This is a genomic window from Geoglobus acetivorans (assembly GCF_000789255.1).
GTDB lineage: Archaea > Halobacteriota > Archaeoglobi > Archaeoglobales > Archaeoglobaceae > Geoglobus > Geoglobus acetivorans_B.
The window spans coordinates 1,547,584-1,573,450 of the sequence record NZ_CP009552.1; the positions used below are offsets into that span (position 1 = coordinate 1,547,584).

Genomic DNA, 25,867 nt, shown 5'->3' on the forward strand with positions numbered 1-25,867 from the left:
TTCTGTATCCCATCCAAATAAAAAATCATGAAAATCGCTGTTCACGGCGCAGCAGGGAGAATGGGAAAACTTGTGGTTAAGAACGCAGTTGAAGAGGGTTTTGAGGTTGTCCAGGCCTTCGACGTATCAGGGATTGGAGAAGACGCCGGAGAAATTGCCGGAATTGGAAAGATTGGCGTTCCGGTTTCAGATAATGTTGAAGAGCTTTCATGCGACGTCGTGATTGACTTCTCAGTTCCATCTGCAACCATGAAACTGCTCGAGGTGTGTGCTGAGAAGGGTGTAAAGGCTGTTGTGGGGACAACCGGTTTGAGTGAGGATCAGAAGAAGAGGATCGAAGAAATTGCTGGCAAAATTCCTGTTGTTCTTTCACCAAACTTCAGCGTCGGTGTGAACATATTCTGGAAGGCACTGGAGATGCTTGCTGAGAAACTTTCCGACTACGACATGGAAATCTTTGAAATCCACCACCGTTTTAAGAGAGATGCACCAAGCGGGACTGCTCTGAGAGCGGGAGAGGTTTTGAAAGAGGCATCAGGTAAAAACCTGAGGTTCGTGTTTGGCAGAGAGGGCGAAAGCCTCAGGAGCGATGAGGAGATCGGCATGTTTGCAGTCAGAGGCGGGGACGTGGTAGGAGAACACACAGTATTTTTCATAGGCTTCGGAGAGAGAATTGAGCTGACTCACAGGGCATGGAACAGAGAAGCATTTTCGAGAGGAGCTGTGAAGGCTGCAGGCTGGATTGCGGGTGTTGATGAGCCGGGCCTTTATTCCATGAAAGACGTTCTCGGCATTTAATTTCGAAGCCTTTATCTCTTTCTTCATCAACTTTTCCGGGGGATAATCATGGTGTCCTTTGAAGAGGTTGCTGAGACTGTTGTTGAGCTTTTCAGGAAGGCCGAGACTGAACTGCCTGAGGATGTTATTCAGGCTTTGAAAAACGCATACGAGCAGGAAGACAATGAAGTGGCGAGAAACACGATTGGGGCAATTCTGAGGAACATTGAGGCCGCAAGGGGTTTGAAGGTTCCCATGTGCCAGGATACCGGCCTTCCAATAATCTTCGCCGAGGTTGGAAGAGATCTTCGCCTGGACTTCAATCTGAGGGATGCGATAGTTGAGGGTGTAAGAAGAGCCACAAAAGAGGTCCCGCTCAGACCGAATGCCGTGCATCCGCTTACGAGAGAGAATCCGGGAACCAACATCGGCCCCCACGTACCTCTGATAACGATGGATGTCGTGGAAGGGGATGCCCTCAAACTCACGGTACTGCCCAAGGGTGCCGGAAGCGAGAACGTCTCCGCTCTAAGGATGCTCCTCCCCAGTCAGGTCAATAACGTGGAGAGGTTCATAATCGAGGTTGTGAAGAATGCGGGAGGAAAACCCTGTCCACCCATAATAGTTGGAGTCGGGATCGGCACCACCTTTGATGGGGCCGCAAAGCTTGCTAAGAAGGCTCTTCTCAGAAACGTGACCAGCATGGACGAATTTGAGAGGGGATTGCTGGAGAAAATAAACAGCCTCGGCATCGGTCCGGGAGGACTTGGCGGAAAAACAACTGCTCTGGCAGTTCTTGTTGAAACCGGCTACTGCCACACCGCATCTTTACCAGTGGCAGTGAACATCCAGTGCTGGGCGAACAGAAGAGCTTCAGCCATGCTGAGGTGATGGTTATGGTGGAACACTGGTTAAAAACCCCTATTGGTAAGGACGAGATTCTGAACCTGAATGTTGGCGACGTGGTTTACATAACCGGTACAATGATCACAGCAAGAGATGAGGCCCATGTCAGAATGCTGGAGTACTTTGATGAGGGAAACGAACTGCCATTCAGGATTGAAGACGTGGTTATCTACCACTGTGGACCAATAATCGTGGAGGATGGCGGAAAATACAGAACAATCTCCGCTGGCCCAACGACCTCTGCCAGAATGAATTCTCTCACACCAAAGGTCCTGGAGAGGGTTGACAGAATGGTTATTGTGGGAAAAGGTGGCATGAACGAGGAAGTGATAAACGCTCTGAAGGGCAAGGGAGTGTATCTTGCGTACACCGGAGGGGCAGGAGCGCTTGCAGCACAGACCATAAAGACAGTCAGGGATGTTTACTGGAAAGACCTTGGAATGCCTGAAGCTGCCTGGGTTTTTGAGGTGGAGAACTTTGGACCGTGTATAGTTGGAATAGACTCCAAGGGCAACAGCCTTTACAAGGAGGTTGAAAAAACGGTTGAAGAAAACTTCAGGAAAATCCTTTCTCAGCCATAACTTCATCAACTATTTTATTGAACCGGGCATCCTCTGCATTGTCCCAGAGGTAAGTGAACAGATGCTCACACCATGTTATGAATCTCTTGTCCTCGGAGACATAGAACCTGTCAACCCTGTCATTCAACTGCAGAATCGCAAACTCACCGTCAATAACTCCAAGCTGTATCGGAGTGTCGAAAACCTTCACGTGCACCTTGCGCTTGATCAGTTCGTATTCCTCCTTTGTGAGATTCATATCCTGGAGAACTTTTCTGAAAGTCGAACCTCTGCCATAGAGGGTTTCGCGGTTTGAGATAACCCTTTCTTCCACCCCCTGCAGGTTCTTCTCCACCATTAGTTTGTAAACGTCGTAGCTTATGACCTTGTCAACATAAAGGCCGTACTCCTTTGCTTCAGCAATTCTTTCAACACCGAGCTTCAGCGCACTTTCAATGTCCATTACCTCGGCCCTTCTCAGATTGTGTATTCCTGCCAGGAACCCCGGTGGTAGAATCTCAACAAACTCCGGAACACCGTTAATGTCGTCTTTGAATTCATACACTGCCTTTATAACGTCAATGACTTTCAGAAATGCCAGTCCCGCTCCGGTAAGACAGTATTTCTCGTCCTCCCGTCTCACAAGGCCCTCTTCCTCGAAAATTGTGAGGGTTCTTGATAGTGTGGAAGGAGCATAGCCGTTGATATTGAGAATCTCTCTGAAAGTGCAGGGCTTCCCCATTAAACTTTCAAGAATTCGAACCTTTTCCTCCTTTACGAGTTCCTTTGAGATACTATCAAATCCCATGTTATATTCAATCGGCTCTCGGAGATATATTTTTCTCTTTTCGATAATATCTGCAGTGGATGGAAATCTTGCACTCCTCGCACATGGGTCTGAGAGGTTTGCATACCGTCTGACCGTAACCCACGAAAGCCCTGTTCACCCTTCTCCAGAGCTTTTCGGGAATCCTCTTCTTAAGTTCGATTTCTGTTTCCTCAGGGGTTTTTGTTTCAACGACTCCGAGTCGGTTGGCAATTCTGTGGACGTGCGTGTCCACGGCTATGGTTTCAACACCAAAGACCTCAGAGAGGACAATATTTGCAACCTTTCTCCCAACTCCGGGAAGTTTCAGGAGACCTTCGAGTGTTGAGGGAATCTCTTTTCCGTCAAGCTCCTCAGCAAGCTTCTTCAGGATTTTTGCCTTGTTTCTGTAAAATCCAACACCTTTCAGGAGGTCTTCAAGTTCCCGGGTTTCCATGTTTTTCAGATCTGAAAAATCGCTCACCCTCTGAAACAGCCTGTCTGCAACACTCACGGTCTGTTCGTCTCTTGTCCTTGTGGAGAGTATTGCGGAAATGAGCACTTTAAATGGGTCAGATGTCCTTTCTTTCAGCGTGTAAACGGGTGCATTTCGCCTCCTTGCCTCATCCTCCATAATGTCGAGAATTTTATCAATGCTCACTGAGCCTCATCTCCAGGATTTTCACGAGTTCTGCATGGGACCTGAATGTGAAATCTGGCGTGAACCCGAATTTTTCTGCAAGGCCCTTATTTCGCCCATTTTCAAAAAACCAGAATTCAATACCTGTGTTTCTTGCAGTGAGATAGTCATATACGTAGTCTCCAACCATGGCCGCCTCGCTTTTGTCCACCCCGACCTCCTCCATGGCGTGAATCACGGGCAGGGGAGAGGGTTTGATGTCGTCCTCTCTCGTAAACACAAAATCGAATTCAAGTCCGTGCCTTTCCATGTTAATTCTCACACTTTTGATTGAGTTTCTTGTGTATAGGGCCGTGTAGATATCCCTCCGATCAAGATACTCTAACAGGTCTTTCACGCCAGGATAAAGCCGTGATCTCTTCGCACACTCAAGCTCATAACTTTCCAGAACCTTCAGCATCTCTCTGCCTTTTTCACTCCGGATTATCTCCTCAAGAATGGGTCCATTTATCCTGAGAACGCTTTTTATTCTGTCAACCGGAATGTTGAATTCCACCAAGGTACCATCAAGGTCAAATATTATCAGCTTCACAGCAAAAAGAGATTTTACGCTGGAGTATTAAAAAGCTATGTCGAGGGGATAGTGGCAGGCAAAGCCGTGTTTTCCTTCGGTGATCTCCGGTTCCTCCTTTCTGCATCTGTCCTTTGCAAATGGGCAGCGTGGATGGAATCTGCAACCCTTGGGTATGTCTATCGGGTTGGCGATCTCGCCCTTTATGTCCACTCTATCCCTTCGCCTTACGAAGCTTGGGACTGATGACAGCAGTGCAGCCGTGTACGGGTGTCTCGGGTTGTGGATGACCTCGTCAATATCCCCGATCTCGACGATCTTGCCCAGATACATCACTGCAATCCTGTCGCTGACGATCTTGCCTACGGAGATGTCGTGAGTGATGAACAGCATGCTAAGGTCGTAGTCTCTCTTGAATTCCATGAGTAGCTGGAGGATTGACGCTCTCAGACTGACGTCGATCATGGAAACTGCCTCGTCAGCAACAACAAATTCGGGCTTGAGAATCATTGCCCTTGCGATCACGACTCGCTGTCTCTGTCCACCTGAAAGCTGGTGCGGCATTCTGCTGTAAAATTCTTCTCCTGGAAGGCCAACCCTGTCCAGCATCTTCATTGCAGTCTCTATTGCCTCATTTTTCTCTGCCAGCCCATGAATGAGCAGAGGGTCAATTAGGTGGTCTCCTATTCTCATTCTCGGGTTGAGGGATGCGTAGGGGTCCTGGAATATCATCTGGATTTTTCTTCGTATTGCTCTGTATTCCCCACCCTTCAACCGGGTAATGTCTTTTCCGGCGTAGAATATGCTGCCTTCTGTAGGTTTTTCAAGCCCGACAATCATTCTCCCGGTTGTCGTTTTACCGCAACCACTTTCACCGACAAGCGAAAGGACTTCTCCCTTCCCCATGCTGAAGGATATCCCATCAACTGCCCTGATGTACTCTCTCTTCCTCGAAAGCATGGCTTCAATTGCAGATTTCTGGACGGGATAGTATTTCTTCAGATTTTTTACCTGGATCATTCTCCCACCTCGTAAAGCCAGCACTTCACAACCCTGCCGTCCACAATCGTGCTGGGTGGCTCTTTTCGGCAGACCTCCTTTGCGAACCTGCATCGCGGTCTGAACCTGCACCCCTCTGGAGGGTTCGAGAGGTCGGGAGGCGATCCGGGGAGGGGTTTGATTTCCCTGTCTATCCAGAGGTCCGGAACAGACTGAATAAGTCCTTTTGAGTACGGATGCAGCGGCTCATTCACGAGCTTTTCTGCACTGCCGTATTCCACCAGCCATCCGGCATACATCACCGCAATTTTATCACTCCTCTCAGATGCAAGGGCGAAGTCATGGGTGATGAGCATAATTGCCTTGCCCTCACTTTTAAGGCCGTCCAGAAGGTCCATAATCTTTTCCTGAACTATAACGTCCAGTGCTGTTGTTGGCTCATCGGCTATCAGGAGCTTGGGATTGAGCATAACAGCCATGGCAATCATTATTCGCTGCCTCTGTCCGCCTGAGAGCTGGTGCGGATAGTAATTCAGCCTGTTTCTGGGCAACCCGACCTTTTCAAGCATGTCTCCGGCAAGCTCTCTGGCATCGTTTCTGTCCATGTCTTTGTGTGCGAGGATCGTTTCAATCATCTGGTCACCTATTCTCTCGAGAGGATCGAGGCTGGTCATCGGATCCTGGAACACCATCCCGATTTCCTTCCCTCTTAGGTCCCTCATCGCTTCCTCGCTGAGACTGAGCAGGTCTCTACCGTCAAATCTGACAGCCCCCCCTGTTATCCTCCCTGGTGGGGAAATCAAACGCATTATTGAGTATGCAAGTGTCGATTTTCCGCAGCCACTTTCACCAACGACGGATATGAATTCCCCGGAATCGAACGACATAGTAACCCGATCAACTGCCTTTACAACTCCCTTTCTCGAGATGAAATGAGTCTCCAGATTTTTGATTTCTATGAGCATCATCTCTCCCTCCTCGGAGCGTAAACCTCGCTGAGACCTTCTCCAATCAGGGCGAAACCCAGGGACAGGAGCATGACCATAAGTCCAGGGAACGTGATCATCCACCAGTAACCTGCCGGCAGGTAGGGTCTTCCCGAACCCAGCTCAAATCCCCAATCCGGAGTGGGGGCGCTGACGATGAAGCCCAGGAAGCTCAGACCTGCTTCAGTCAGAATCGCATCGGCAATGTTCAGTGAGAACACGACGACAAGAGTGGGAACTATGTTGGGCAGAATGTACTTTCTGAGAATCCTCGCATCATTTGCTCCAATGGTTTTTGCGGCTTCAACAAACAGCCTCGTTTTCAGGCTCAGCACCTGTCCTCTGATCATTCTGAAGTATGTCGGGACGTAAACAACTGAGATTGCGATTACCGCGTTAATAACACTCGGACCGAGGACTGCTGCGATTGCAATTGCCAGAATCAAACTCGGGAATGCATACATGGAATCCATAATCATGGAGAGTGCCCGGTCGAGTTTTCCCCCATAATATCCGGAGATAAGGCCGAGAGGAACTCCTATGATCATGGAGAACAAACCTGCAGTGAACACGACCATAAGGACGATCCTTGAGCCGTGAATTATTCTTGAAAAAACGTCTCTTCCGAGGTTGTCAGTGCCCATGAGGTGCTTGGCACTTGGCGGCTGAAGCACGTCGTTGGTCATCTGTACGGGGTCGTAGGGAGCAATCAGATCTGCGAACACTGCCATGAACACGATTGAGAGGACTATCGCGAGCCCCGCTATGACCATGTATCTGCCTTCGTACTTGGGTATGAATCCGAAGATCGCCCTGGCGAGATTTTTTACCTCCATTTCACCACCTCAGTACCTAATTCTGGGATCAAGCAGTGCGTAAATGACATCCACTATCAGGCTTATTAGGGCAACAAACACCGCATAGAAAACAATGGCTCCCTGCACTGCGTTGTAATCCCTGTATTCAATCCTCTCAAGCAGGAATGTACCCATACCCGGCCATGAAAACGTCGATTCCGTAAGAACCGCTCCTGCAAGCAGTATGGCGAACTGCAAACCCATCAGGGTGACAACAGGTATGAATGCATTTTTCATCGCATGCTTGATGACCTTCCACTCTCTGACTCCTCTTGCCCTGTATGCAACAATGAAGTCCTGGCTCAGCACGTCTATCAGGTTGTTTCTCAGGATTCTTGTGTACGCCCCGGACAGGACAATGCCGAGAGTCATGGACGGGAGGAAGAGGTACAGAAGTGAGGTCTTCAGGGATTCGAGATTGAGAGTGAGAATTGAATCGAGGACATAAAGACCCGTGATGTGATCCGGAGCGAGACCCGGAGTTATTCTCCCGCCAATTGGCAGGATTTTCAGGTAAACGCCGAAAAACATCTGGAGAAGCATTCCAAACCACGGGATAAAGAGCGTGTATGCAACCACACTGTATATTCTCATTCCCGTGTCGGCTTTGCTACCTCTCCTGAATGCCGCGATTGAACCCGTCAGTACACCGAGGAGCACGCTTATTGTAAATCCGAATACTGTCAGCTCGAGTGTTGCTGGAAAACGGTCCATTATTTCTTCCATGACAGGTCTTCTTCCCCAGATCATGGAATTGCCGAGGTCTCCGGTGAACACCCCTTTCAGGTAATCTATATACTGGATCACAAGAGGCTTGTTCAACCCTGCCTCTTCTCTCATCCTTTCGAGGACTTCTGCAGGCACCTTCTGACCGACCATGGCTGAAATCGGATCTCCTGGCAGGATCCTCATGATAAAGAAAACAAGGGTCAGAAGGATAAGAACGGTGGGAATTACCATCAGTGTCCTCGTTACTATATACGCCTTGAGGGAGGACATGGCTCTGATTCAAAAAGGCAACATAAAAAGCTATTTGTTAATAAAAAATAATAAAAAATTTAGGAGATGTCAAGCAGGTAGTACCTGAAGATCATTGTCGGGTCGAGGGTAATGCCCTGAATGTTGCTCTTTGCCACAACCGTGAGCTTGCCCTGAACCAGCGGAATTATTGGTGCATCCTCTGCAAGCTTCTCCTGAATCTGCTTGTAAAGTTCCTCTCTTTCCTGCGTTGACGTTGCCTTTGACGCTTCTTCAATCAGCTTGTCCATCTTTTCATCGGCATACGGATATCCAAGCCAGTTGTTGGCTGTGCTCTTGAGGAATGGGGCGGTGTAGTCATCGGGGTCGAGGTAGTCCGGATACCATCCGAAGAGCGAGAGCATCATTGCGGACTTTCTCGCATAGTCGGTGTAGGTTGACCACTCTGCGCTCTTGAGCTCGACCTCTATCATCCCCGTCTTCTCAAGCTGAGCCTTCAGGATCTGTGCCACATCCTTTTCAGTGTCTCCGTAGTGTGTTGGAGTCCACCAGAGTTCAAGCTTGAGCTTGTTGCTCTCGCTGTAACCTGCCTGGCTGAGAAGCTGCTTCGCAAGCTCGATGTTGCCATCACCGTACTTGTCCTTGAATGCGTCAATGTGGCTCCACATTCCGTTTGGAACGAGTGAATAGAGCGGCTCCATCGTGCCCATGAATACCTTATCTATGATCTCCTGTCTGTCTATGGCCGCAGCTATTGCCTGTCTCACGAGTTTGTCCTTGGTCGGATAGTCCGTGTTCTCATTTCCGTTCAGAACGAGGTATCTGATGAATCCACCCGGTGCCTCGATGACCTGCAATCCCTCTTTACCCTTCAGGGACTGGATGTCGACAGGTGAGAGCGTTCTCCAGGCGATATCGATCTCTCCCTTTTCGAGAGCAAGCCTCAGGGTTGTTGCGTCCTTGTAGAACTTCACAACAATCCTGTCGACCTTTGGCTTCTCTCCGAAGAAGTTCTCGTTGGTCTCAAGTATCAGCTCCTGATCTCTGACCCAGCTTGCAATCTTGTATGGGCCAACTCCACCGGCAGTCTGGTCAGGATCGATTGCATCGGGCTTGTAGTTGGGATGCACGGGGAAGTAAGGCGGTGTTGCCGTCAGTGCCAGGAAGTACGAGATCGGCTCCTTCAGCGTGAATTTGACCGTGTAGTCATCAACAGCCTCAACGTTCTCGACGAACTCTGTAACAAGCCATGATGGATCTCCCTGGAGTTCCATTACTCTCTTTATGCTCCTGACGACATCCTCTGCCGTGCATGGCGTGCCATCAGCGAACTTCAGGTCCTTCCTCAGGTGGAAGATGTAGACCTTGCCTCCATCCTGTACCTCATAGCTCTCAGCTAAGAATGGCTCAAGTTCAGTTGTTCCGGGTTTGTATCTCATCAGTCCGCCCATGATGTTGTTCATTACTTCCCAGGTGTAGAAGTCGTAGGCGTTGGCCGGGTCAAGCTCTGTAATTTTGTCCGTGACTCCGATTGTTATTGTTTTCACTTCCGCTTTTGGAGCCTCCTGCTTCTCTCCGGCACAGCCGAAGAACAGCACTGCAAGAAGCAAGAGGCCCACTATCAGAACCTTATGTTTTGCCATGACATAACGTAAACTGACAAATATATTTAATTTACTCTAAAATTGAGCAGAGGGTCAAATGCGAAAAAGTGGAAAATGTCCGGGCAGCTAAAGCAAAACGCTAAACTCTCTTTCTGAATTCAGCCGGTAACTTCAGAATGCTTGCAAGTCCAATGAGGTTTTCTTTGCTTATGAGGCCATCTGCGACCTCCTTTAAAGCCTGTTTTGCATTGAATGCAATGCCAAGTCCAGCCTTCTCGATCATAATTCTGTCGTTTGCACCATCGCCAATTGCGACAATGTTCTCCTTCTTTATTCCCTCTTTTCTTGCAATCTCCTCGATAATTCTCGCCTTTTCCTCAGCGTTGATGATTTTACCCTTTATTCTGCCCGTAAGCTTCCCATTCTCGATTTCAAGCTCGTTTCCAAAGGCGTAATCAAGCCCCAGCTCGTTCTTCAGCTTATCTGTGAAGTATGTGAAACCACCGCTGACAAGAGCAACCTTGTAGCCTGCCTTTTTCAGGGACTCAATAAGTTCTTTGGCCCCCTCCGTAAGCCTTATGTTTTCGTAAATTTTTTCCATCACCTCAACCGGCAATCCTGCAAGAAGTTTTACCCTCTCTCTCAAAGCGGTCTCAAAGTCAATCTCTCCACTCATTGCCTTTTCTGTTAGCTTTTTGACCTCTTCTTCAACACCTGCAACCTTTGCAAGCTCATCGATGATTTCCATGTCAATAAGGGTCGAGTCCATGTCGAAGACAATCAGCCTCTTTTCTTCCTTCGCAACACTGTACGGCTGTATAACCACGTCAAGCCCCGTCTTTTCGATCTCCTGTTTTAGCTTGTTTTTCACTTCCTGAACATCGGCCTCGCCCATATCCACCACTATGGAGATGGATATCAGCTGATCTCTTGCCGTCAGTGACGTCCTCTCTATGTTGGCTCCGTAGGAGAACAGTATTCCTGAAACATCCCTTACTATGCCGACTCTGTCCTTTCCAATGACTGTTACGATGTATCTGTTCTTTCCACCAACCTTGACTCTCTCAAAGGGGGAAAGATGGTAGTAGACCCCAATTTCATGGGAAATTCTGTCAAGTTCGGCCTTAAGCTCGTCTATGCTTAACCCCGCCCCGGTGGCATCACCGACGATGAACATCGTGAAAATACCCTGTAGAACGTTCTGCTCGATATCCACTATGTTTACATTGGCTCTGGCAAGCAGATCAGTAATTCTGAACACTATTCCGGGTTTGTCAATTCCGAATATCGAAAGAGCGAGCAGTTCCACAATTTTACCCGGAAAAAATTGTTAATAAGAGTTTTGAAAAATGCTGTCAAATACAAGAAAGATTAAAAATTAGCTTCCCACTATCAATTACAAAGATCACATCATGGTGACTGTATGAAGATCGGCGTGTTTGTGTGTCACTGCGGTCTAAACATCGCAAGGGTTGTTGACATTAATGAAATAGTTGAATACGTGAAAAATCTTCCAGATGTCGGTTATGTGAGCGACATAAAATACAGCTGCTCCGACAGCGGTCAGGAGGAGATAATTAAGGCCATAAAAGAGTTCAACCTCGATGCGATTGTGGTTGCTGCGTGCAGTCCAAAGCTGCACGAGGTTACATTCAGAAGGGCGGCAATGAGGGCCGGCCTGAATCCCTACATGGTTGTCATGGCAAACATAAGGGAACAGTGCTCGTGGGTCCACCAGGAAAGGCCAAAAGCAGCAACGGCCAAGGCAAAAGACCTCGTCAGAATGGCAGTTGCAAGTGCAAGAGCACTCGAACCTCTGTCAAGAAGGCATACTGAAGTAAAGCAGGCTGTGGCTGTTATTGGGGGAGGAGTTGCCGGGATTGAGGCTGCGCTGAACATAGCCGATGCAGGGATAAAGGTGTATCTAATAGAGAAAGCCCCGACCATTGGCGGTCACATGGCAACTCTGAATGAGGTATTCCCCACAAACGACTGTTCAATCTGCATTCTCGCTCCGAAAATGAGTGAAGCCCTGAACCACGAGAATATTGAGGTGATAACCAACGCCGAGCTTAAGGATTTTGATGGGCATGTGGGTAACTTCAGGCTCAAAATTGTCAAGCATCCGAGATACGTTGATGAGGGCAAGTGCAAAGGATGCATTGACGATTGCAGCTCGGTATGCCCGGTGGAGGTTCCAAACGAGTTCGATTATACTATAGGGACGAGAAAGGCAATTTACCTGCCGATACCCCAATCAACACCGCTCTATGCGGCAATAGACTGGCAGCACTGTATTGGATGCAGATTGTGCGAGAAAGCGTGCGAGCCTGAGGCGATAGATTTCAGCCAGAATCCAGAGGAGATTGAAATTGAGGTTGGGGCAGTTATTGTTGCCACTGGCTTCAAACCGTTTGACGCACGGAGAAAAGAAGAATACGGATATGGGATATACAGAAACGTCATCACATCACTCGAACTGGAAAGATTGCTTTCAGCCTCCGGACCCACGCTGGGAGAACTTTTGAGACCTTCAGATTCGAGCATTCCCAGGAAAATCGCATTCATTCAGTGTGTTGGTAGCAGAGACGAGAAAACGAACAGATACTGCTCAAGAGTTTGCTGCATGTCGAGTTTAAAGAACGCATTTGCAATAAAGGAGCGTTATCCTGATTCGGAGGTTACTGTATTTTATATTGACATCAGAGCCTATGGAAGAATGTATGAGGAGTTTTATGCAAGAACACAGGAAAAAGGCATCCGCTTCATCAGGGCAAAGGTTGGAGAGATTTACGAAAAGAGCGATGGCAACCTGATTCTGAGTTATGAGAACACGCTGCTTGGGGAAGTAATTGAGGAGGAATTCGACCTCGTGGTCCTATCAATAGGAATGGAGGGCAACACAGAGGCTGCGAGAAAGCTTGGGATATCTGTTGGAGAGGATGGATTTTACGAGGTGGCGCATCCAAAACTCAGACCTGCAGAAACCGATGTGAAGGGCATATTTCTTGCAGGCACTGCAAGCGGTCCTAAGGATATTCAGGACAGTGTTGCATCGGCTGGCCTGGCTGCTGCAAAGGCAATGGAACTGATTGTGAGCGGTCAGGCCGAATTTGACCCGTACAACGCTTATGTAAATCCTGACAAATGCATTGGGTGCGGACTCTGTGTTAGCGTGTGCAACTTCAGCGCTGCGTTTATGGAGGGTAAGAAAGCAAAGATTGACCCGAATTCGTGTGTTATGTGTGGCGTGTGCGTTGCTTCATGTCCTGCAGATGCGATAGACATGGGCTTTTTCAACGAAAAATCCATAATCTCGGCAATAGATGCGCTGGCCGAAGAAAAAAGTGCTGAACCATTAGTTCTCATGTTTGCGTGCCATTTCTGCAGTTATGGTGCCCTCGACCTTGCGGGAACAACGAAGGTTCAGTATGAACCAAATGTGAGGGTCATCAGAACGCTCTGTTCCGGCAGAGTTGATCCTGAATGGATCCTGAGGGCGTTGAAGAACGGCATAGATGGGGTCATGATAACGGGATGCAGGCCGGGAGAGTGCCATTTCAAGGTCGGCAACTATCACGCACAGGACAGGGTTAATGCCATGAGAGAGGCGCTCAGGGAAGTGGGAATAAATCCTGAAAGGGTAACAACAAGCTGGCACTCTGCTGGGGAGGCAGGAGGCATTGCGGAGGACATCAGCAGGTTTGTGGAGACACTGAAGCAGATCGGATCAATTGAGAATGAGGTGAACGGAGATGGTTGATGTTGAGCGGGACATAGACATGGCTGGAGAAACAAAGTTCAGGTACATCCAGAGAGCGGGGGATGAGGTCAGAGAGCTTGTTTACGATTATAAAATCTGCAACGGATGTGGAATATGTGTTTATGCCTGCCCCGTAAATGCGATTGAGCTTGGTCCCGTGCATGACATTGCCATTGGACTCGAGATGCCTCCAGTAACGATAGATCACACAAAATGTGCGTACTGTGGAATATGCTATGCGTTCTGTCCGTTCAGTGCCTATGAATTCTACGTAAATGGGGAGAAAGTCGGAAAAGAGGACCTTCCTCTCTCTCCTGTCGGGTTTACTGAGATCGATTGCGAGAAATGCGTTGACTGCACACTCTGTTACAGGGTGTGTCCGGAGGACGCCATTACGAGGGAGGTAAAGATAACGAGAGATGCAATTCAGCAGAAAAATGAAGATGTAAGGGGCAAAGTGGTCATAGACAGGGAAAAATGCAACCTGTGCGGGATATGTGCTGAATTCTGTCAGGTTTTCAAGATGGTCGAGAGAGAACCGGGGCCCACCAATCCGATGCCCTATGAGGATATTCTGCTTGACGAATCTACATGCGATTACTGCGTGCTGTGCGAAGATGTTTGTCCCGAAGGCGCGATAAAAGTGGATGGCGGGAAAAGGATTGAGTTCAGGCTTGAAAAGCTTGCCAACATTTCTGTGGACAATGAAAGATGCTCTAACTGTGCGTACTGTGAGGTTGTCTGTCCCTACGATGCCATAAAAACCACCAAGCCCATGGAAGGGGAACTGTTCCTTTACGAGCCGAGAATGTATCGCTGCGATCCCGTTGGATGTGGAGCGTGCATTAAAATATGCCAGCACAACAGGGTGTGGTACGTTTCTGAGGACAAGGGAAGGGTTCATTTCAATGAGGATCACTGTATTTATTGCGGAGCATGCGAAAATGCCTGTCCGTATGATCTCATAGGGGTCAGGCGGGAGAGCTACTATACCAAGGAGAAGGTTTCATGGGAGCCATGGGTGGAATCGTGGCATCAGGCTTTGAGCAGAATAATTGAAAAGAGAAGAACCACTGAGCCTGAAAGGAAACTGTACAGAGAGGAAATGGGAGGGATAATTGCTGAAGAGGAGATCATCGTCAGAAAAGTTGATGAGCGTGTGAGAGCAGAGCTTGAAGAGAAATTGAGGGTTGTTGAGGCGTTGTTGAAACGACCGTATTATCGAAGGGTTATCGAAAAGGGCAATACGGAAGCTTTTATAAACGGATTGAGAAAGGAGCTAAGCGAAGGGTGAACCTATGCATCTCGAAAGAATAAAGGGGAGTAAAAACGGAAAACTGACAGGTAAAAAGATTGTTCTTGGAGTTACTGGAAGCATTGCCGCAATCGAGGCTGTCAAGCTTGCGAGAGAGCTTGTCAGGAGGGGAGCAGAAGTCCATGCAGTGATGAGTGAGGCCGCTAAAAACATAATACACCCGTACGCTATGGAATTCGCAACCGATAACAGAGTTATAACGGAGATTACGGGCAGGATAGAACATGTCGAATTTTTCGGAGAGGGAGGAACTGCAGATCTTTTTCTAATAGCTCCAGCAACAGCAAACACGATCGCAAAAATAGCGGCGGGAATTGATGACACCCCCGTAACCACAATGGCTACAACAGCGATAGGGACCGGAAAGCCAGTCATGATTGCTCCGGCAATGCATGAGACGATGATGAATCACCCTTCTGTCAGAAAGGCAATTGAAAAACTCAAAAAAATGGGGATTGAATTCGTGGAGCCGAAATACGAGGAGGGCAAGGCAAAGTTTGCCGAAATCGAAAAAATATGTCTTCAGGTTGAACGGAAGCTTCACAGAAAAGATCTTGAGGGCATGAAGGTTGTGGTCACTTCAGGCCCGACAATGGAGTTTCTTGATCCAATAAGATACATTACCAACAGGAGCAGCGGAAAGTTTGGATATGAGATTGCCCTCGAATTCTGGAGAAGGGGAGCAAAGGTTGATCTGATCACATCCAGGCCTCCTGAATTTAATTTACCTGACTTTACGGTGAGAAAGGTTGTCTCGGTGAGAGATATGCTTTCAGAGAGTCTGAAGGCCATTGAAGATGCAGACGTTTTTGTATCCGCAGCAGCAGCAGCTGACTTTACCGCGCCAAGAAAGGAGAGCAAAATCAAATCCGATGAGAAGCTCATTCTCGAATTGGAAATAGCTCCCAAGGTTTTGAGAGAGGTAAGGAAGGTCTTCGATGGAAAAGTCATAGCTTTCAAAGCTGAAACGGGTATTGATGACGAGGAACTTGAGAGAATCGCCATAGACAAGATGAAAACCGACAGGGCAGAAATGATAGTCGCCAACGATGTTCTTGAGAGGGGCATGGGAACAGAGGATACCAGAGTTCTCGTCATAACTCCTGACAGAAAGGTTTGGCTTGAGGGCAGAAAACAGGAAGTGGCGGAGAGAATTGTCGAGTACTTCGTTCAGGACTGCTTATGACGTTTGTTTCCGCAAGCATCACCGCATTTTTTTCATCAAAAATTTTGGATTCTCCGGAGAATACCGGATCTTACGGTGTGGGATTCACGATAGACAAGGGAGTAACCGCAGCGATTTCGGAAAGGGAAGGAGTTTATCTGAATGGCGTGAAGGTGGACTTTCCGACGGTCAGCTACGTCCTTGAAAAACTTGGTGGACGTGGTGTGGAACTTTTTTCAGATGTCCCTATTTCATCTGGATTCGGAGTCAGTGGTGCCAGCGCTCTGGCAACAGCCATAGAAATCAGCATGGAAAACAATCTGGACCATTCGTTTCTTGAGCTTGCAGATCTTGCACATGAGGCAGAGGTGGTTAATCTAACAGGCCTCGGGGATGTCGTAACCCAGAGTCATGGCGGCATCGTTGTGAGGATAAGTCCGGGCTGCCCGTCAAGGGCGAAGGTGGTGAGATACCTCCAGAGAGCAGACGTTAAATTCCTTGTCATGGGAACGCTCCCCACGAGAGATATACTCTCTGATGAGGTAAAGAGAAGGAACATCAACAGGCTCGGAAAGGAGCTTCTGAAAGAATTTTTGAAGAAGCCACTGATGGATAGTGTTTTCGAGCTATCAAAAAAGTTTGCAGTGGAGAGCGGGCTTGCAGATGGGGATGTGATTGACGCAATTGAGGCGGTGGAGAGTGCAGGAGGAAAGGCTGGCATGGTCATGCTCGGAAAGACAGTTTTTGCGATGAATGATGCGGGAGTTCTTGAAGAATTTCGGGGTGAAACTTTTACGGCCAGAATTGCCTCATGCGGCCTATCCGTTTAATTTATATTCTTTGTGGTTGAAAATAGCTGTGTGAAAATTCTTTCCACCGGAATAACACTGCTGGATAAAAGACTTGGTGGAGGCGTCCCAGCTGGCTCTATGGTCTGCGTTTATGCAAACCCCATAAGCATGCCTGAAGCCTTTCTTTATCAGTTTGCAAGCAGCACAGTTTCGTATTACTTCACAACATCAAGATTACCCAAGTTCATACTCGAGGATATGGAGAGTTTGGCTCTTGAAGTAGGAAATGTGAATTTTATCGACGTTTACAGCCGTTACTATCTTTCCGATACGGGAGGATTTATTGTCGAGGATCAGTACAGAGACAGGGATATTTTTGATTTCATCGACGAAAAGCTGTCGTCGATCGATACTGATGAATGTGCCATAATTTTCGACAATCTCTCGTTCTTCCTCAACCTTCACGTACCTCCGGGATTAAAGGAGTGGCTCGTGAACAAGATCTATCACACGACGAAGAACCTCAATGCTGTGGCGTACTGCTACATGATAAAGGGAAGCCATCCGAAGGAGATAGAGAACATGGTGATAAACCTCTCTGACGTGGTTTTCGACATCGACTCGGAAAAGGCCGGAGACAAGATGGTCAACAGGCTCGGAATTCCAAAGATGAGAAAGATGAAGCCGATAGACGAGACGTTCAGATACTACATCAGTGAGGGAGTGCAGATAGACACATCCAAGGACATCGCATGACAAAGCTTTTATTTTTCTCCACGTATCCCTTTCTATGAGGGAGGAGAGGATAATAAAACAGCTTTCAGTTTTTGCAGAAAATAAGCCCGGAAAGCTCGCAACAATAACCGGGAAGCTTTTTCAGAATAACATTAACATAAGGGCATTCACAATTGCTGAGGCAGGAGATTTTGGAATCATCAGAATGGTGGTGGATAACACAGACCTCGCTTACAGGGTGTTAAGGGAGGCAGGATTCACCGTCTCGCTGACGGAAGTCCTTGCGGTTGAGGTGGCTGATGAACCGGGGAGTCTTTACAGGATAGCGAAAGCGCTTGGGGATGCGGGTGTTAACATAGAATACGTCTACGCATTCACATCAGAAAAGCATAAAGCACTGATAATTCTGAGGGTGGATGACATCGAAAACGCCATAAAGGTCCTGGAGCAAGAAGGGGTGCTCTTTAAGGGCAGGATAGATTAATTTCACTTTTCGTTAAGTTTATAAATACATATAAATCATGACAGTTGAATGATTCCCGAAGAAGACGTAAAGGTTGCGATTATTGGCGGTGGAGCCGGAGGAATGGCTGCAGCCTCGAGAATTAAAAGATTGAGGCCAGACTGGAGAGTGGACGTTTTTGAAAAAACATCCTATGTCAGTCACGCTCCGTGTGGGATACCTTTTTACCTGTCTGGAATGGTGGAATCAGTTTCGGAACTGTGTGCCTACGATGTGAACTTCTTCAGGGAAAAAAGAGGAATTAATGTGCACCTCAATTCAGAGGTTGTTAAAGTGGAAGACGGTAGGGTAGAGGTCCTTGAAAGGGGGAAAGTACAGGAATACGAATGGGACAGGCTCGTTTTTGCAACCGGGGCAAAGGCAAAGAGACTGAATGTCAGGTGCATGGAGCTGGATGGCGTTCTCTGCGTGAGTGGCATAGAAAGGGCGCCAATCATAAGAGAAATAGCGTCAAGGTACGACAACATTGTGATAATTGGAAGCGGGTACATTGGTGTTGAGGTGGCAGACGCCCTCTCGAGGAAGAAACGAATTACGGTGATAGAGCAGGAATCTCACCCAATGCCGGGTTACGATCACGAAATTTCTGACATTCTTCTGGGGGAGATGCGCCAGAAGGTCAACCTGAGACTCGGAGAGAGGGTTCTGGAAATCAGCGGGAGCGGGAGAGTCGAGAAGGTGGTTACAAGCGCAGACGAATATCGGGCGGACCTGGTCATACTCGCCATAGGCGTCGAACCAAATGTAAAGCTCGCTCTTGAGTATGGCATCGAAATGGGGCAGAGTGGCGCAATAAAGACTAACGAGTACATGGAGACAAGCAAGGACAACGTTTATGCTGTTGGAGACTGTGCAGAGACGACCAACATCATTACCGGAAAACCGGACTGGATACCTCTGGCAGCTCCTGCGAACAAAATGGGTTATGTTGCTGGCTCAAATATTGCTGGAATCCGCATGAGATTTCCGGGAGCGATGAAAAGCCAGATCACTTCATTCTACGACCTTGAGATAGGGAAAGCGGGTTTGAGTGAAAAGGAGGCGGTAAGGCATGGTTACGATGCTGTCTCTGTTACCATCACCACGAGAAGCAGGGCAAAGTACATACCTGGAGAGGGGAACATAACACTCAAGATGGTTGCGGATGCGAAGACGCACAGGGTTCTTGGAGTCCAGGCCATTGGTAAAGGGGTCTCCAAGAGAATCTATGGGGCTTCCGCACTCCTATACAAAAAAGCCACTGTTGAAGACTTTTTCTTTGCAGATTTCCCGTTCTATCCTCCCAAATCTCCGGTGTGGGATCCTCTAGTTCTTGCCGCAAGAAATATGTTCAGGAAACTGGGAATCAACTGAGCAATCCGATGAGTCTGTTTATTTTTTCAAGCTCTTCTCTTATCTGCTCTATTGCTCCAGAACTGTCCAGGAATTCGAGCATGTCCCCGCATTTCGGGCATGAAAACCCGAATTCCATGGCCTCCTCATAGCTGACCTTCACACAGCCGTTCACGCAGATGTAATAAACGCTCCCGTCTTCAATCTCGAGTTTTGCCTCAAGTTTTTCTCTTGTTTTTTCCAGTTCCTTTCTCAGCACGTCTCTTTCTCTGTCGTAGCTGATTTTCCAGTAATACTCCATCCAGCCCGTTTCTTCGTCTCTTGTTCTCCTGTAAGTTGCAAGTCCGATTTCATACAGGGCAAACAGAACTCTTCTAACGTCGTTTATTTCAACTCCAAGCTCCTGAGATAACTGTTCGTCTGTGAATTCACCCTCAATCCCAAGAGAATAGATTATGACTCCCAGCTCCCCTGCAACCCTTTCAATCAGCTCTACAAGAAGTTCATCCAGCTCACTTATCTGTGTCTCCACGTATGTTTAATTTGTCCTCAACATTATTTAATTTTGCGGTGGATGAATTGTACTGGTTCGAGGTTCGAAAGTGGTGATTGCAGGTTCTTCCTGTTCAGGTTTCGACTCTTCAAACTGCCTGGAAGCTTCTTAATACGAAAAAAGTAGAGGATTATTTCCTTTTCGGCTCTATGAAGTCTTTGGGGGCGCTTTCGATCGGTTCGAGATATTTTCTCAGCACCTTTGGTATTTCAACTCTTCCATCTTCAAGCTGGAAGTTCTCGATTATTGCCGTTATCGCTCTGGTTGTGGCTATTGCCGTGGAGTTCAGAGTGTGGACAAAACCCTTTGATGGCATTCCTCTCTTCTCTGCAAACCTTATGTTCAGCCTGTAGCTCTGCCAGTCCGTGCAGTTTGAACATGATACCATCTCCCTGTACTTGCCCTGAGCCGGCATCCAGGCCTCGAGATCGTATTTTTTGGCAGCGACTATGCCCAGATCACCAGTGCAGATGTTCACTATCCTGTAGGGTATGCCAAGACCCTGCCAGATTGCCTCAACGTTTTCAAGGAGCTTATCGTGCCAGTCCCAGCTTTCTTCTGGAAGGCAGTATATGAACTGCTCCACCTTGTGGAACTGATGGACTCTGAATATCCCTTTCGTATCCTTTCCGTGAGCTCCGGCTTCTTTCCTGAAGCAGGGTGAGACTCCGGCGTAAAGCAAGGGCAGCTCATCCTCCCCAAGAGTTTCGTTCATGTGCATTCCTGCAATGGGGTGTTCGGAGGTGGCGATGAGGTACAGGTCCTCATCTTCAATCTTGTAAAGCACCTCTTCAAAGTCACTGAAGGCGGTTACGCCAGAATAGGCTTTTGAATTCATCATGTACGGGGGATTGACGATCGTAAAGCCTTTCTTTTTCAGGAAATCGATTGCGTACGTGATCAGAGCGAGATCAAGCCAGACAAGGTCGTCAAGCAGATAGAAAAAGCGTGAACCGGCAACCTTGGCTGCCCTCTCAATATCTGCCCAGCCGAACTGCTCCACAGCATCGGCATGCCCTACGACCGGTGTGTCTATAACCTCATACTCTGCCTTGCCTTCACTCTGCTGGAGGAAAGCGTCGAGATGTTCCCTGAAAACTCTCGCCTTTCCCCAGAATTTTACGGGAACATTTTCGGTGTCATCCTCTCCAACGGGAACTGACTCGTGAACCATGTTCGGTATTGAAAGCAGAACCCTGTCAAGCTCATCTTCAATTCTCTTAAGCTCCTCCTCGCCTTTTTTTACAAGCTCGGATAATTTTTTCGCCTCTTCAATGAGCTTTCTCTTCTCCTCTCCCTGTGCCTTCTTTACCTTGGCAGAGAGCTGGTTTCTTTCTCTTCTGAGCTGATTCAGCCTGTAAAGCTCTTCCCTCCATTTTCTGTCAAGGGCAATTGCTTCCCCGATGATCTCGATACTCTCGCCTCTTTTCTTCTGAGATTCGATGAGGACCTCCGGGGCCTCTCTCAACGCTCTGAGTATGCTCCACATCGTTTCATACCTCCAGGAAGTGTGATGTCAGGGTTACATAATTTCCGTCCAGCTCAACCTTTATTTTTTGCGGCAGATATTTCCCTTCTATGGTGTATTGGCCATCCTCAAAGTTTCCGAGTATTTTTAGCATGTTGTTAACTGCATAATAAAACTCTACCGCATCTTTTCTGCTGTCGAATGATATCTTCCACTGCCAGCCAGTGTCATTCAGGGTGTACGCATCCCCGTTCCAGCCTTCTGCCGCAACCCACGCTATGGAATCGTCGGTGTGAGCCCCGAGGAAAAACAGCATGAATAGCTCCCCGAGCCTGTTCTGGTTGTCTCCAATGGAAACTCTCTCGAAACCCTCTCCTGCGAAGTACTTCTCAGGATGAATCACCTGTTCCATTGTGGTTGGCGGACGTTTTAACAGAGAAACGGTGTCGTTTGTTCTGTTAAACACCTCGATGGCCAGGTTGTACCCAAAGAGGTAGGGCGCATAGCCGAGCAGGAAATATGCGTTTTCTTCATCAATCTCGCTCAGGGATTCCTTTGTGTAGTTTTCTCCGGCAAGCACCCTGGAAATTAACTTTGCATCTCCCTCAATGGTTGAAGCTTTTGCCTTTTCACCGTCGAAAGTTCCATCGGAAGTTATGTTGAACCTTTCCTGATAGAGGTGTTCAAGTTCATGGTAAACGGTCCTCCTGAAAGTTTCCTCGTTAAAGTTGTCCTTCACGACGTATATCTTTCCTTCCCAGGTGAATGCAACAAAACTCGACAGATCATGTTCTTTGGCTTTTTTGAAGCTGTAGTTTGCTGGAAGGAGCATCATTGCCTTGTAAAAAACCTCATCTTTTTGGTCATAGCTTCCCCATTTTTCTATTACCCATTCAGTATCAACAATCTTCAGTTCAGGATTGAGATCGGTGTTTCGGAATGCGTTGAAGGTTTTCAGGGCACCATCGTAATTTTTTCTTATATCTGCATCAGTCTGAGTTGTACAGGCAAGAACGAGTGCTGTGAGAAAAATAAGTGAAAGGATTCTCCAATTCATAAAAGGTCTTTTTCGACCAGACTTATAGCCTTGTCGATTTCCGCTTTCAGCATCTCTGGAATGTCCTTAATCTCGAGGTCAAGGAACCCCCGTATAATGGCAGATGTGGCTTCATCTCTCGAAAATCCCCTCGCCATGAGATAGTAAATCTCCTCCTCGGCAATTTTTCCTATTGCTGCCTCGTGACTCAGCTCCACATCAGGATATTTTGCCTCAAGTTCGGGGATCGCAACAATGCTTCCGTTCTGAGAGAGCATGAGTCCCTTGCATTCAAGGTGTCCCTTTACCTCCGGAGCATTACCGACAAGACTTCCCCTCGCGACAATCCTCCCTCCTCTGCTGATAGCTCTTGAAATAATCTCTGCACTGCTGTTTTCACCGTTCAGCACGGCTCTGCTTCCAATATCCACAATGGAACCTTCAAGCCCAACGACAATGCTGCTGAAAATTGCTCTTGAGTTCCTGCCATTCAGAAATGCCGTGGGATACATCTGAACGAGCCTGACAGGATTCATGAGGACGTAGTTGCTTATGAACGTGCCGTTTTCCTCGACAATTGCAGCACTTCTTGGTCTCACCTCTATGTCGCTTTCCCAGCTGTGTATCATTGTGAATGTAAGTCTGGCGTCCTTTTTAACGAAGAATTCCGATATTCCGATGTGCAATCCGGCGGCAACTCCCGGGTGGGAAGTGCAGCCGGAAATTATGTTGAGCTCACTCCCCTCCTCTGCTATGATTATGTTGTGCACTTTCTGTTTGTGTCCCTGTGTCCTCAGGTAGAGGCAGGCTTCTACAGGAAACTGGACTCTGACTCCTTTTTTGGCCCGGATAAAGTAACCATTAACGTCGGGAGAATCGGCTTCTCTTGTATAGTCGTCCTGATCCTTCTTAACAGCTTTCCAGAAATAGTCTCTCAGCCAGTCATACTTTTCCAGGGCGTTTTTTATGCTCATTATCTCAACGCCCTCAAAAAAGCTCCTGGAGATCACGCTCTCCTGATCGATCTGAACAAATGTTGCGCTCCTTCTGTCACTTTCAAGCTCTATCCCAACGCTCTCCAGTCTCCTTTTTACTTGGTCTGATTCAAGTTCTGAAATTCTCTCAGACATTTTTTCACACACCCCTCATACCCGTATTTCCTGACATCATCGAGGATTTCATACGGATTGCCGATGCAGGCGAGCTTGCCTCTGTACAGAATTACACCGTAATCCGCATCGACATAATCGAGAATGTTGCCCGTGTGGGTGATTATAATCCCGGATTTTCTCCGTTCTTCTTTTGGAACTTCTCTCTGCAGGAGCTTTCTTATTGCCTCTCCTACGAGAGCAACATTCTCTATATCCACGCCGCTGTCAGGTTCATCAAGCATTATAAAGTCAGGATCCATCACAAGTAGCTGGAGCAGTTCGCTCCTTTTCACCTCCCCTCCTGAAAAACCTCTGTTTATGTCTCTATCCAGAAAATCGCTCATGTTCAGGTATTCTGCATACTCATAAATTCTCTCCTCTGGAATTCCTCTTTTCTCGGCAATCTTTTTCAGAACATCAATCAGCTTGACTCCATTTATCGCCGGAGGGGTTTGAAAAGCTATGCCCATCCCGAGATTTGCCCTGTAATCCGTGTCTTTTTCGGTTATATCCCTGCCTTTGAACACGATTCTGCCGTCGAACACACGGTAGTTCGGATTTCCTATCAGCGTGTTCATCAGTGTGGATTTTCCGCTGCCATTGGGCCCAAAAAGCGCCAGCGTTTCGCCCCTCTTGATGTACAAATTTATGTTCGTCAGAACTTTTCTCTCTCCGACCTTTACGCCAAGATTGACGACTCTAAGCATATCCTTGTCCATGAGCATCACCTTTTTTGTGTCAGAAGTTGTTTATTCCCTCAGGTCATATAAATAGGTTGCAGAAGTGTCGAAAATTTGCTCAAATCCGGTCATATTTTTTATTTAACAGTGTTATACTTTTAGCATCTCAGATTAATGAAAGCATGCAGTAAATGGAAAAGAAAAATCCGGGCTTCAAATCAAAAATTTTTAAAATTCCACTATACTAACAACCCCATCCTCGTATATCGCATAGCTTCTTTTACCTGTCAGATATCCGCAGGACTCTCCGGGGTTTATTACAAGTTTGCTGCCATCTCTGACTATCCTGGCCTCGTGCGTGTGGCCGGTAACCACGATATCGTATTTCTTCTCCAGAATCTTCAGCAAGCCCGGATTAGTGCCGTGATAGACTGCAATGCCCTCTGCATAAACAACCTCTCCCGAAACCCATCCCATTTCCAGTGCGATTTCTGTCAGCTTGCTCCTGTCACCGTCGTTGTTTCCAAAAGCAATGTACAGTTTTTCAATCTCTGAAAACCTTCTCAATGCGAATGGAGAGATCACATCTCCAGCGTGTACAAAAAAGTCGACCTTTTCATTTTTTATTTCCGAAATCAGGTCATTTATGGCGTCAATGCTGTCGTGGGTGTCTGAAAAGGCGACGAACTTCATGTTCTCAATACTCTTTGGAGAAATAATAAGGTTTATCCTCCTAGCTCAGAGACCGCATGCAGATTCAAGCATGCAGATCGCCTTGTATGTGGCGTAAAGACTCGTTTTGGGCGTATCGCCAAATCCGGCAAATCTCGCTTCTGCACGTTCGAAGATTTTGAGGGTCTCTTTTTCGAATTCGCCATGAGGGAATGCCCCAATACAAACTGTTATATTTTTGACCCCCCTCTCAAGCAACGCTTTCCGGTCATGGCCTTCTCTCAGGACCACAGTATTTTCGGTGAGGAGTTCTGGCAGAGAGAGGTCTGTAAAACTCAGAAGAATCTCATCTCCTGAGGAAATCGTTTTTTTCCTGAACAGGTCTTCCATCAAACCCACAAACCGGTTGTAGTTTCTGGGAATTCTCGTCCTGCAATTCACCATGATGACCTCGCCTTTGAGTGTATGGATATAGATTTCCGGTTTAAGTGCGGAATCCAGCACCGCCAGCAGACACTGGTGAATTATGTCTGGCCTGCCCCTTTTTTCTCGATTTTCAATGTTTTTCATGGCCTGATGATGTCTGGAGTCATCAAGAATCATAGTTTCGGGACTCTTTTTTCTCCTTTTGGCGTCACGCATGATTGCGGGGTGGTTGGAGATCTCTTCAGGTATTGTTTCAAGAGATGCCTCTACAAAAATAAACCTCATGAATGACGTTTTGAAATAGTCGTATTGAAATTTTACGCTTCCCTCACAATACTGACGCATTTTGTCGGGCAGATTTTCTCACATTTCCTGCATCCAATGCATTTCTCCTGATTTACCGGGAATGGCATCGGCTTTTTGAATTTCCTTCCAAGGAAGTTGAACTCGACCATTCTCCACTCCCAGACGCCCTGATCACACACATCAATACACTCCCCAGCGCCACCGCATCTCCTCGCATCGAATTCCACTTTGAACATAACTCCTCCGAAAAAGCTATTTGATTAAAAAC

Annotated in this window: 27 protein-coding genes; 10 read left to right on the forward strand and 17 right to left on the reverse strand. The window is 47.5% G+C overall.

The features are described 5' to 3' along the window. The first annotated feature begins 24 nt into the window (after nucleotides 1-24). Genes dapB through GACE_RS09190 form a run of 3 tightly spaced genes read left to right on the forward strand, consistent with a single transcriptional unit; the run spans nucleotide 25 to nucleotide 2,264 of the window. A complete protein-coding gene (gene dapB, locus GACE_RS09180; RefSeq protein ID WP_048092906.1) occupies nucleotides 25-798 on the forward strand; it encodes a 4-hydroxy-tetrahydrodipicolinate reductase in 774 nt (257 codons plus the stop codon). A gap of 48 nt (nucleotides 799-846) precedes the next feature. Beyond that, on the forward strand, nucleotides 847-1,668 hold the full coding sequence (locus GACE_RS09185; RefSeq protein ID WP_048092907.1) for a fumarate hydratase: 822 nt from the start codon (nucleotides 847-849) through the stop codon (nucleotides 1,666-1,668). Continuing rightward, on the forward strand, nucleotides 1,668-2,264 hold the full coding sequence (locus GACE_RS09190) for a FumA C-terminus/TtdB family hydratase beta subunit (RefSeq protein ID WP_202962735.1): 597 nt from the start codon (nucleotides 1,668-1,670) through the stop codon (nucleotides 2,262-2,264). Before GACE_RS09185 ends, GACE_RS09190 begins: the two co-directional genes overlap by 1 nt. Here the strand turns inward: GACE_RS09190 and GACE_RS09195 are convergent. The 9 genes from GACE_RS09195 to serB form a co-directional block, all read right to left on the reverse strand. Then, nucleotides 2,239-3,051: an ArsR family transcriptional regulator gene (locus tag GACE_RS09195; protein ID WP_048092908.1), complete on the reverse strand. Its 813-nt coding sequence runs from the start codon at nucleotides 3,049-3,051 to the stop codon at nucleotides 2,239-2,241. The two genes, GACE_RS09190 and GACE_RS09195, sit on opposite strands and share 26 nt — an antisense overlap. 7 nt (nucleotides 3,052-3,058) lie before the next feature. Beyond that, complete coding sequence (locus GACE_RS09200; RefSeq protein WP_202962736.1) at nucleotides 3,059-3,709, reverse strand: endonuclease III domain-containing protein; 651 nt, start codon at nucleotides 3,707-3,709, stop codon at nucleotides 3,059-3,061. Beyond that, the gene (locus GACE_RS09205; protein ID WP_048092911.1) at nucleotides 3,699-4,280 is read right to left on the reverse strand and encodes an HAD-IA family hydrolase; all 582 of its coding nucleotides are present in this window, start codon (nucleotides 4,278-4,280) and stop codon (nucleotides 3,699-3,701) included. Before GACE_RS09205 ends, GACE_RS09200 begins: the two co-directional genes overlap by 11 nt. A 27-nt stretch (nucleotides 4,281-4,307) precedes the next feature. Further along, complete coding sequence (locus tag GACE_RS09210) at nucleotides 4,308-5,279, reverse strand: ABC transporter ATP-binding protein (RefSeq protein WP_048092913.1); 972 nt, start codon at nucleotides 5,277-5,279, stop codon at nucleotides 4,308-4,310. Beyond that, nucleotides 5,276-6,223 carry an ABC transporter ATP-binding protein gene (locus GACE_RS09215; RefSeq protein ID WP_048092914.1) on the reverse strand — a complete coding sequence of 316 codons (948 nt, stop codon included), beginning with the start codon at nucleotides 6,221-6,223 and terminating at the stop codon, nucleotides 5,276-5,278. The genes GACE_RS09210 and GACE_RS09215 overlap by 4 nt, the downstream gene beginning before the upstream one ends. Beyond that, nucleotides 6,223-7,080: an ABC transporter permease gene (locus GACE_RS09220; protein WP_048092916.1), complete on the reverse strand. Its 858-nt coding sequence runs from the start codon at nucleotides 7,078-7,080 to the stop codon at nucleotides 6,223-6,225. The genes GACE_RS09215 and GACE_RS09220 overlap by 1 nt, the downstream gene beginning before the upstream one ends. 9 nt (nucleotides 7,081-7,089) lie before the next feature. Further along, nucleotides 7,090-8,100 (reverse strand): ABC transporter permease subunit, encoded by a 1,011-nt coding sequence (locus GACE_RS09225; protein ID WP_048092918.1) that lies wholly within the window; start codon nucleotides 8,098-8,100, stop codon nucleotides 7,090-7,092. 59 nt (nucleotides 8,101-8,159) lie between these two features. Beyond that, nucleotides 8,160-9,722: an ABC transporter substrate-binding protein gene (locus GACE_RS09230; RefSeq protein WP_048092920.1), complete on the reverse strand. Its 1,563-nt coding sequence runs from the start codon at nucleotides 9,720-9,722 to the stop codon at nucleotides 8,160-8,162. A gap of 100 nt (nucleotides 9,723-9,822) precedes the next feature. Next, nucleotides 9,823-10,992 carry a phosphoserine phosphatase SerB gene (gene serB, locus GACE_RS09235; RefSeq protein WP_048092922.1) on the reverse strand — a complete coding sequence of 390 codons (1,170 nt, stop codon included), beginning with the start codon at nucleotides 10,990-10,992 and terminating at the stop codon, nucleotides 9,823-9,825. 114 nt (nucleotides 10,993-11,106) lie between these two features. On the opposite strand from serB, the gene hdrA2 reads away from it, so the two are divergent. The 7 genes from hdrA2 to GACE_RS09270 are packed head-to-tail and all read left to right on the forward strand — an operon-like array spanning nucleotide 11,107 to nucleotide 19,328. Further along, nucleotides 11,107-13,446 (forward strand): CoB-CoM heterodisulfide reductase HdrA2, encoded by a 2,340-nt coding sequence (hdrA2, locus tag GACE_RS09240; RefSeq protein WP_048092924.1) that lies wholly within the window; start codon nucleotides 11,107-11,109, stop codon nucleotides 13,444-13,446. Continuing rightward, nucleotides 13,439-14,740, forward strand: coding sequence for a 4Fe-4S binding protein (locus GACE_RS09245; RefSeq protein WP_048092925.1), 1,302 nt, complete (start codon nucleotides 13,439-13,441; stop codon nucleotides 14,738-14,740). Before hdrA2 ends, GACE_RS09245 begins: the two co-directional genes overlap by 8 nt. A gap of 4 nt (nucleotides 14,741-14,744) precedes the next feature. After that, nucleotides 14,745-15,947 (forward strand): bifunctional phosphopantothenoylcysteine decarboxylase/phosphopantothenate--cysteine ligase CoaBC, encoded by a 1,203-nt coding sequence (gene coaBC, locus GACE_RS09250; RefSeq protein WP_048092926.1) that lies wholly within the window; start codon nucleotides 14,745-14,747, stop codon nucleotides 15,945-15,947. Then, nucleotides 15,944-16,756 carry a pantoate kinase gene (locus GACE_RS09255; RefSeq protein ID WP_048092928.1) on the forward strand — a complete coding sequence of 271 codons (813 nt, stop codon included), beginning with the start codon at nucleotides 15,944-15,946 and terminating at the stop codon, nucleotides 16,754-16,756. Before coaBC ends, GACE_RS09255 begins: the two co-directional genes overlap by 4 nt. Before the next feature lie 30 nt (nucleotides 16,757-16,786). Continuing rightward, a complete protein-coding gene (locus GACE_RS09260; RefSeq protein WP_048092930.1) occupies nucleotides 16,787-17,473 on the forward strand; it encodes a DUF7125 family protein in 687 nt (228 codons plus the stop codon). 34 nt (nucleotides 17,474-17,507) lie between these two features. Then, on the forward strand, nucleotides 17,508-17,936 hold the full coding sequence (locus GACE_RS09265) for an ACT domain-containing protein (protein WP_048092932.1): 429 nt from the start codon (nucleotides 17,508-17,510) through the stop codon (nucleotides 17,934-17,936). Between the two features lie 48 nt (nucleotides 17,937-17,984). Next, nucleotides 17,985-19,328: an FAD-dependent oxidoreductase gene (locus GACE_RS09270; protein WP_048092934.1), complete on the forward strand. Its 1,344-nt coding sequence runs from the start codon at nucleotides 17,985-17,987 to the stop codon at nucleotides 19,326-19,328. On the opposite strand, the gene tfe is transcribed toward GACE_RS09270, so the two are convergent. The 8 genes from tfe to GACE_RS09310 all read right to left on the reverse strand — a co-directional run bounded on the left by tfe (nucleotide 19,321) and on the right by GACE_RS09310 (nucleotide 25,835). After that, complete coding sequence (gene tfe / locus GACE_RS09275) at nucleotides 19,321-19,839, reverse strand: transcription factor E (RefSeq protein WP_048092935.1); 519 nt, start codon at nucleotides 19,837-19,839, stop codon at nucleotides 19,321-19,323. The two genes, GACE_RS09270 and tfe, sit on opposite strands and share 8 nt — an antisense overlap. Nucleotides 19,840-19,990: 151 nt before the next feature. Next, complete coding sequence (gene serS / locus GACE_RS09280; RefSeq protein WP_048092936.1) at nucleotides 19,991-21,349, reverse strand: serine--tRNA ligase; 1,359 nt, start codon at nucleotides 21,347-21,349, stop codon at nucleotides 19,991-19,993. A 4-nt stretch (nucleotides 21,350-21,353) separates the two neighbouring features. Then, a complete protein-coding gene (locus GACE_RS09285; protein ID WP_048092941.1) occupies nucleotides 21,354-22,385 on the reverse strand; it encodes a hypothetical protein in 1,032 nt (343 codons plus the stop codon). Continuing rightward, nucleotides 22,382-23,494 carry a SufB/SufD family protein gene (locus tag GACE_RS09290; RefSeq protein ID WP_048092944.1) on the reverse strand — a complete coding sequence of 371 codons (1,113 nt, stop codon included), beginning with the start codon at nucleotides 23,492-23,494 and terminating at the stop codon, nucleotides 22,382-22,384. The genes GACE_RS09285 and GACE_RS09290 overlap by 4 nt, the downstream gene beginning before the upstream one ends. Continuing rightward, nucleotides 23,455-24,234, reverse strand: coding sequence for an ABC transporter ATP-binding protein (locus tag GACE_RS09295; protein ID WP_318249198.1), 780 nt, complete (start codon nucleotides 24,232-24,234; stop codon nucleotides 23,455-23,457). Before GACE_RS09295 ends, GACE_RS09290 begins: the two co-directional genes overlap by 40 nt. 189 nt (nucleotides 24,235-24,423) lie before the next feature. Next, entirely contained in the window at nucleotides 24,424-24,888 is a 465-nt protein-coding gene (locus tag GACE_RS09300) for a metallophosphoesterase (protein ID WP_048092947.1), read from the reverse strand. A 45-nt stretch (nucleotides 24,889-24,933) separates the two neighbouring features. After that, the gene (locus tag GACE_RS09305; RefSeq protein ID WP_048092950.1) at nucleotides 24,934-25,578 is read right to left on the reverse strand and encodes a 16S rRNA methyltransferase; all 645 of its coding nucleotides are present in this window, start codon (nucleotides 25,576-25,578) and stop codon (nucleotides 24,934-24,936) included. Nucleotides 25,579-25,610: 32 nt separating this feature from the next. After that, nucleotides 25,611-25,835: a 4Fe-4S dicluster domain-containing protein gene (locus GACE_RS09310; RefSeq protein ID WP_048092953.1), complete on the reverse strand. Its 225-nt coding sequence runs from the start codon at nucleotides 25,833-25,835 to the stop codon at nucleotides 25,611-25,613. Nucleotides 25,836-25,867 lie beyond the last annotated feature (32 nt).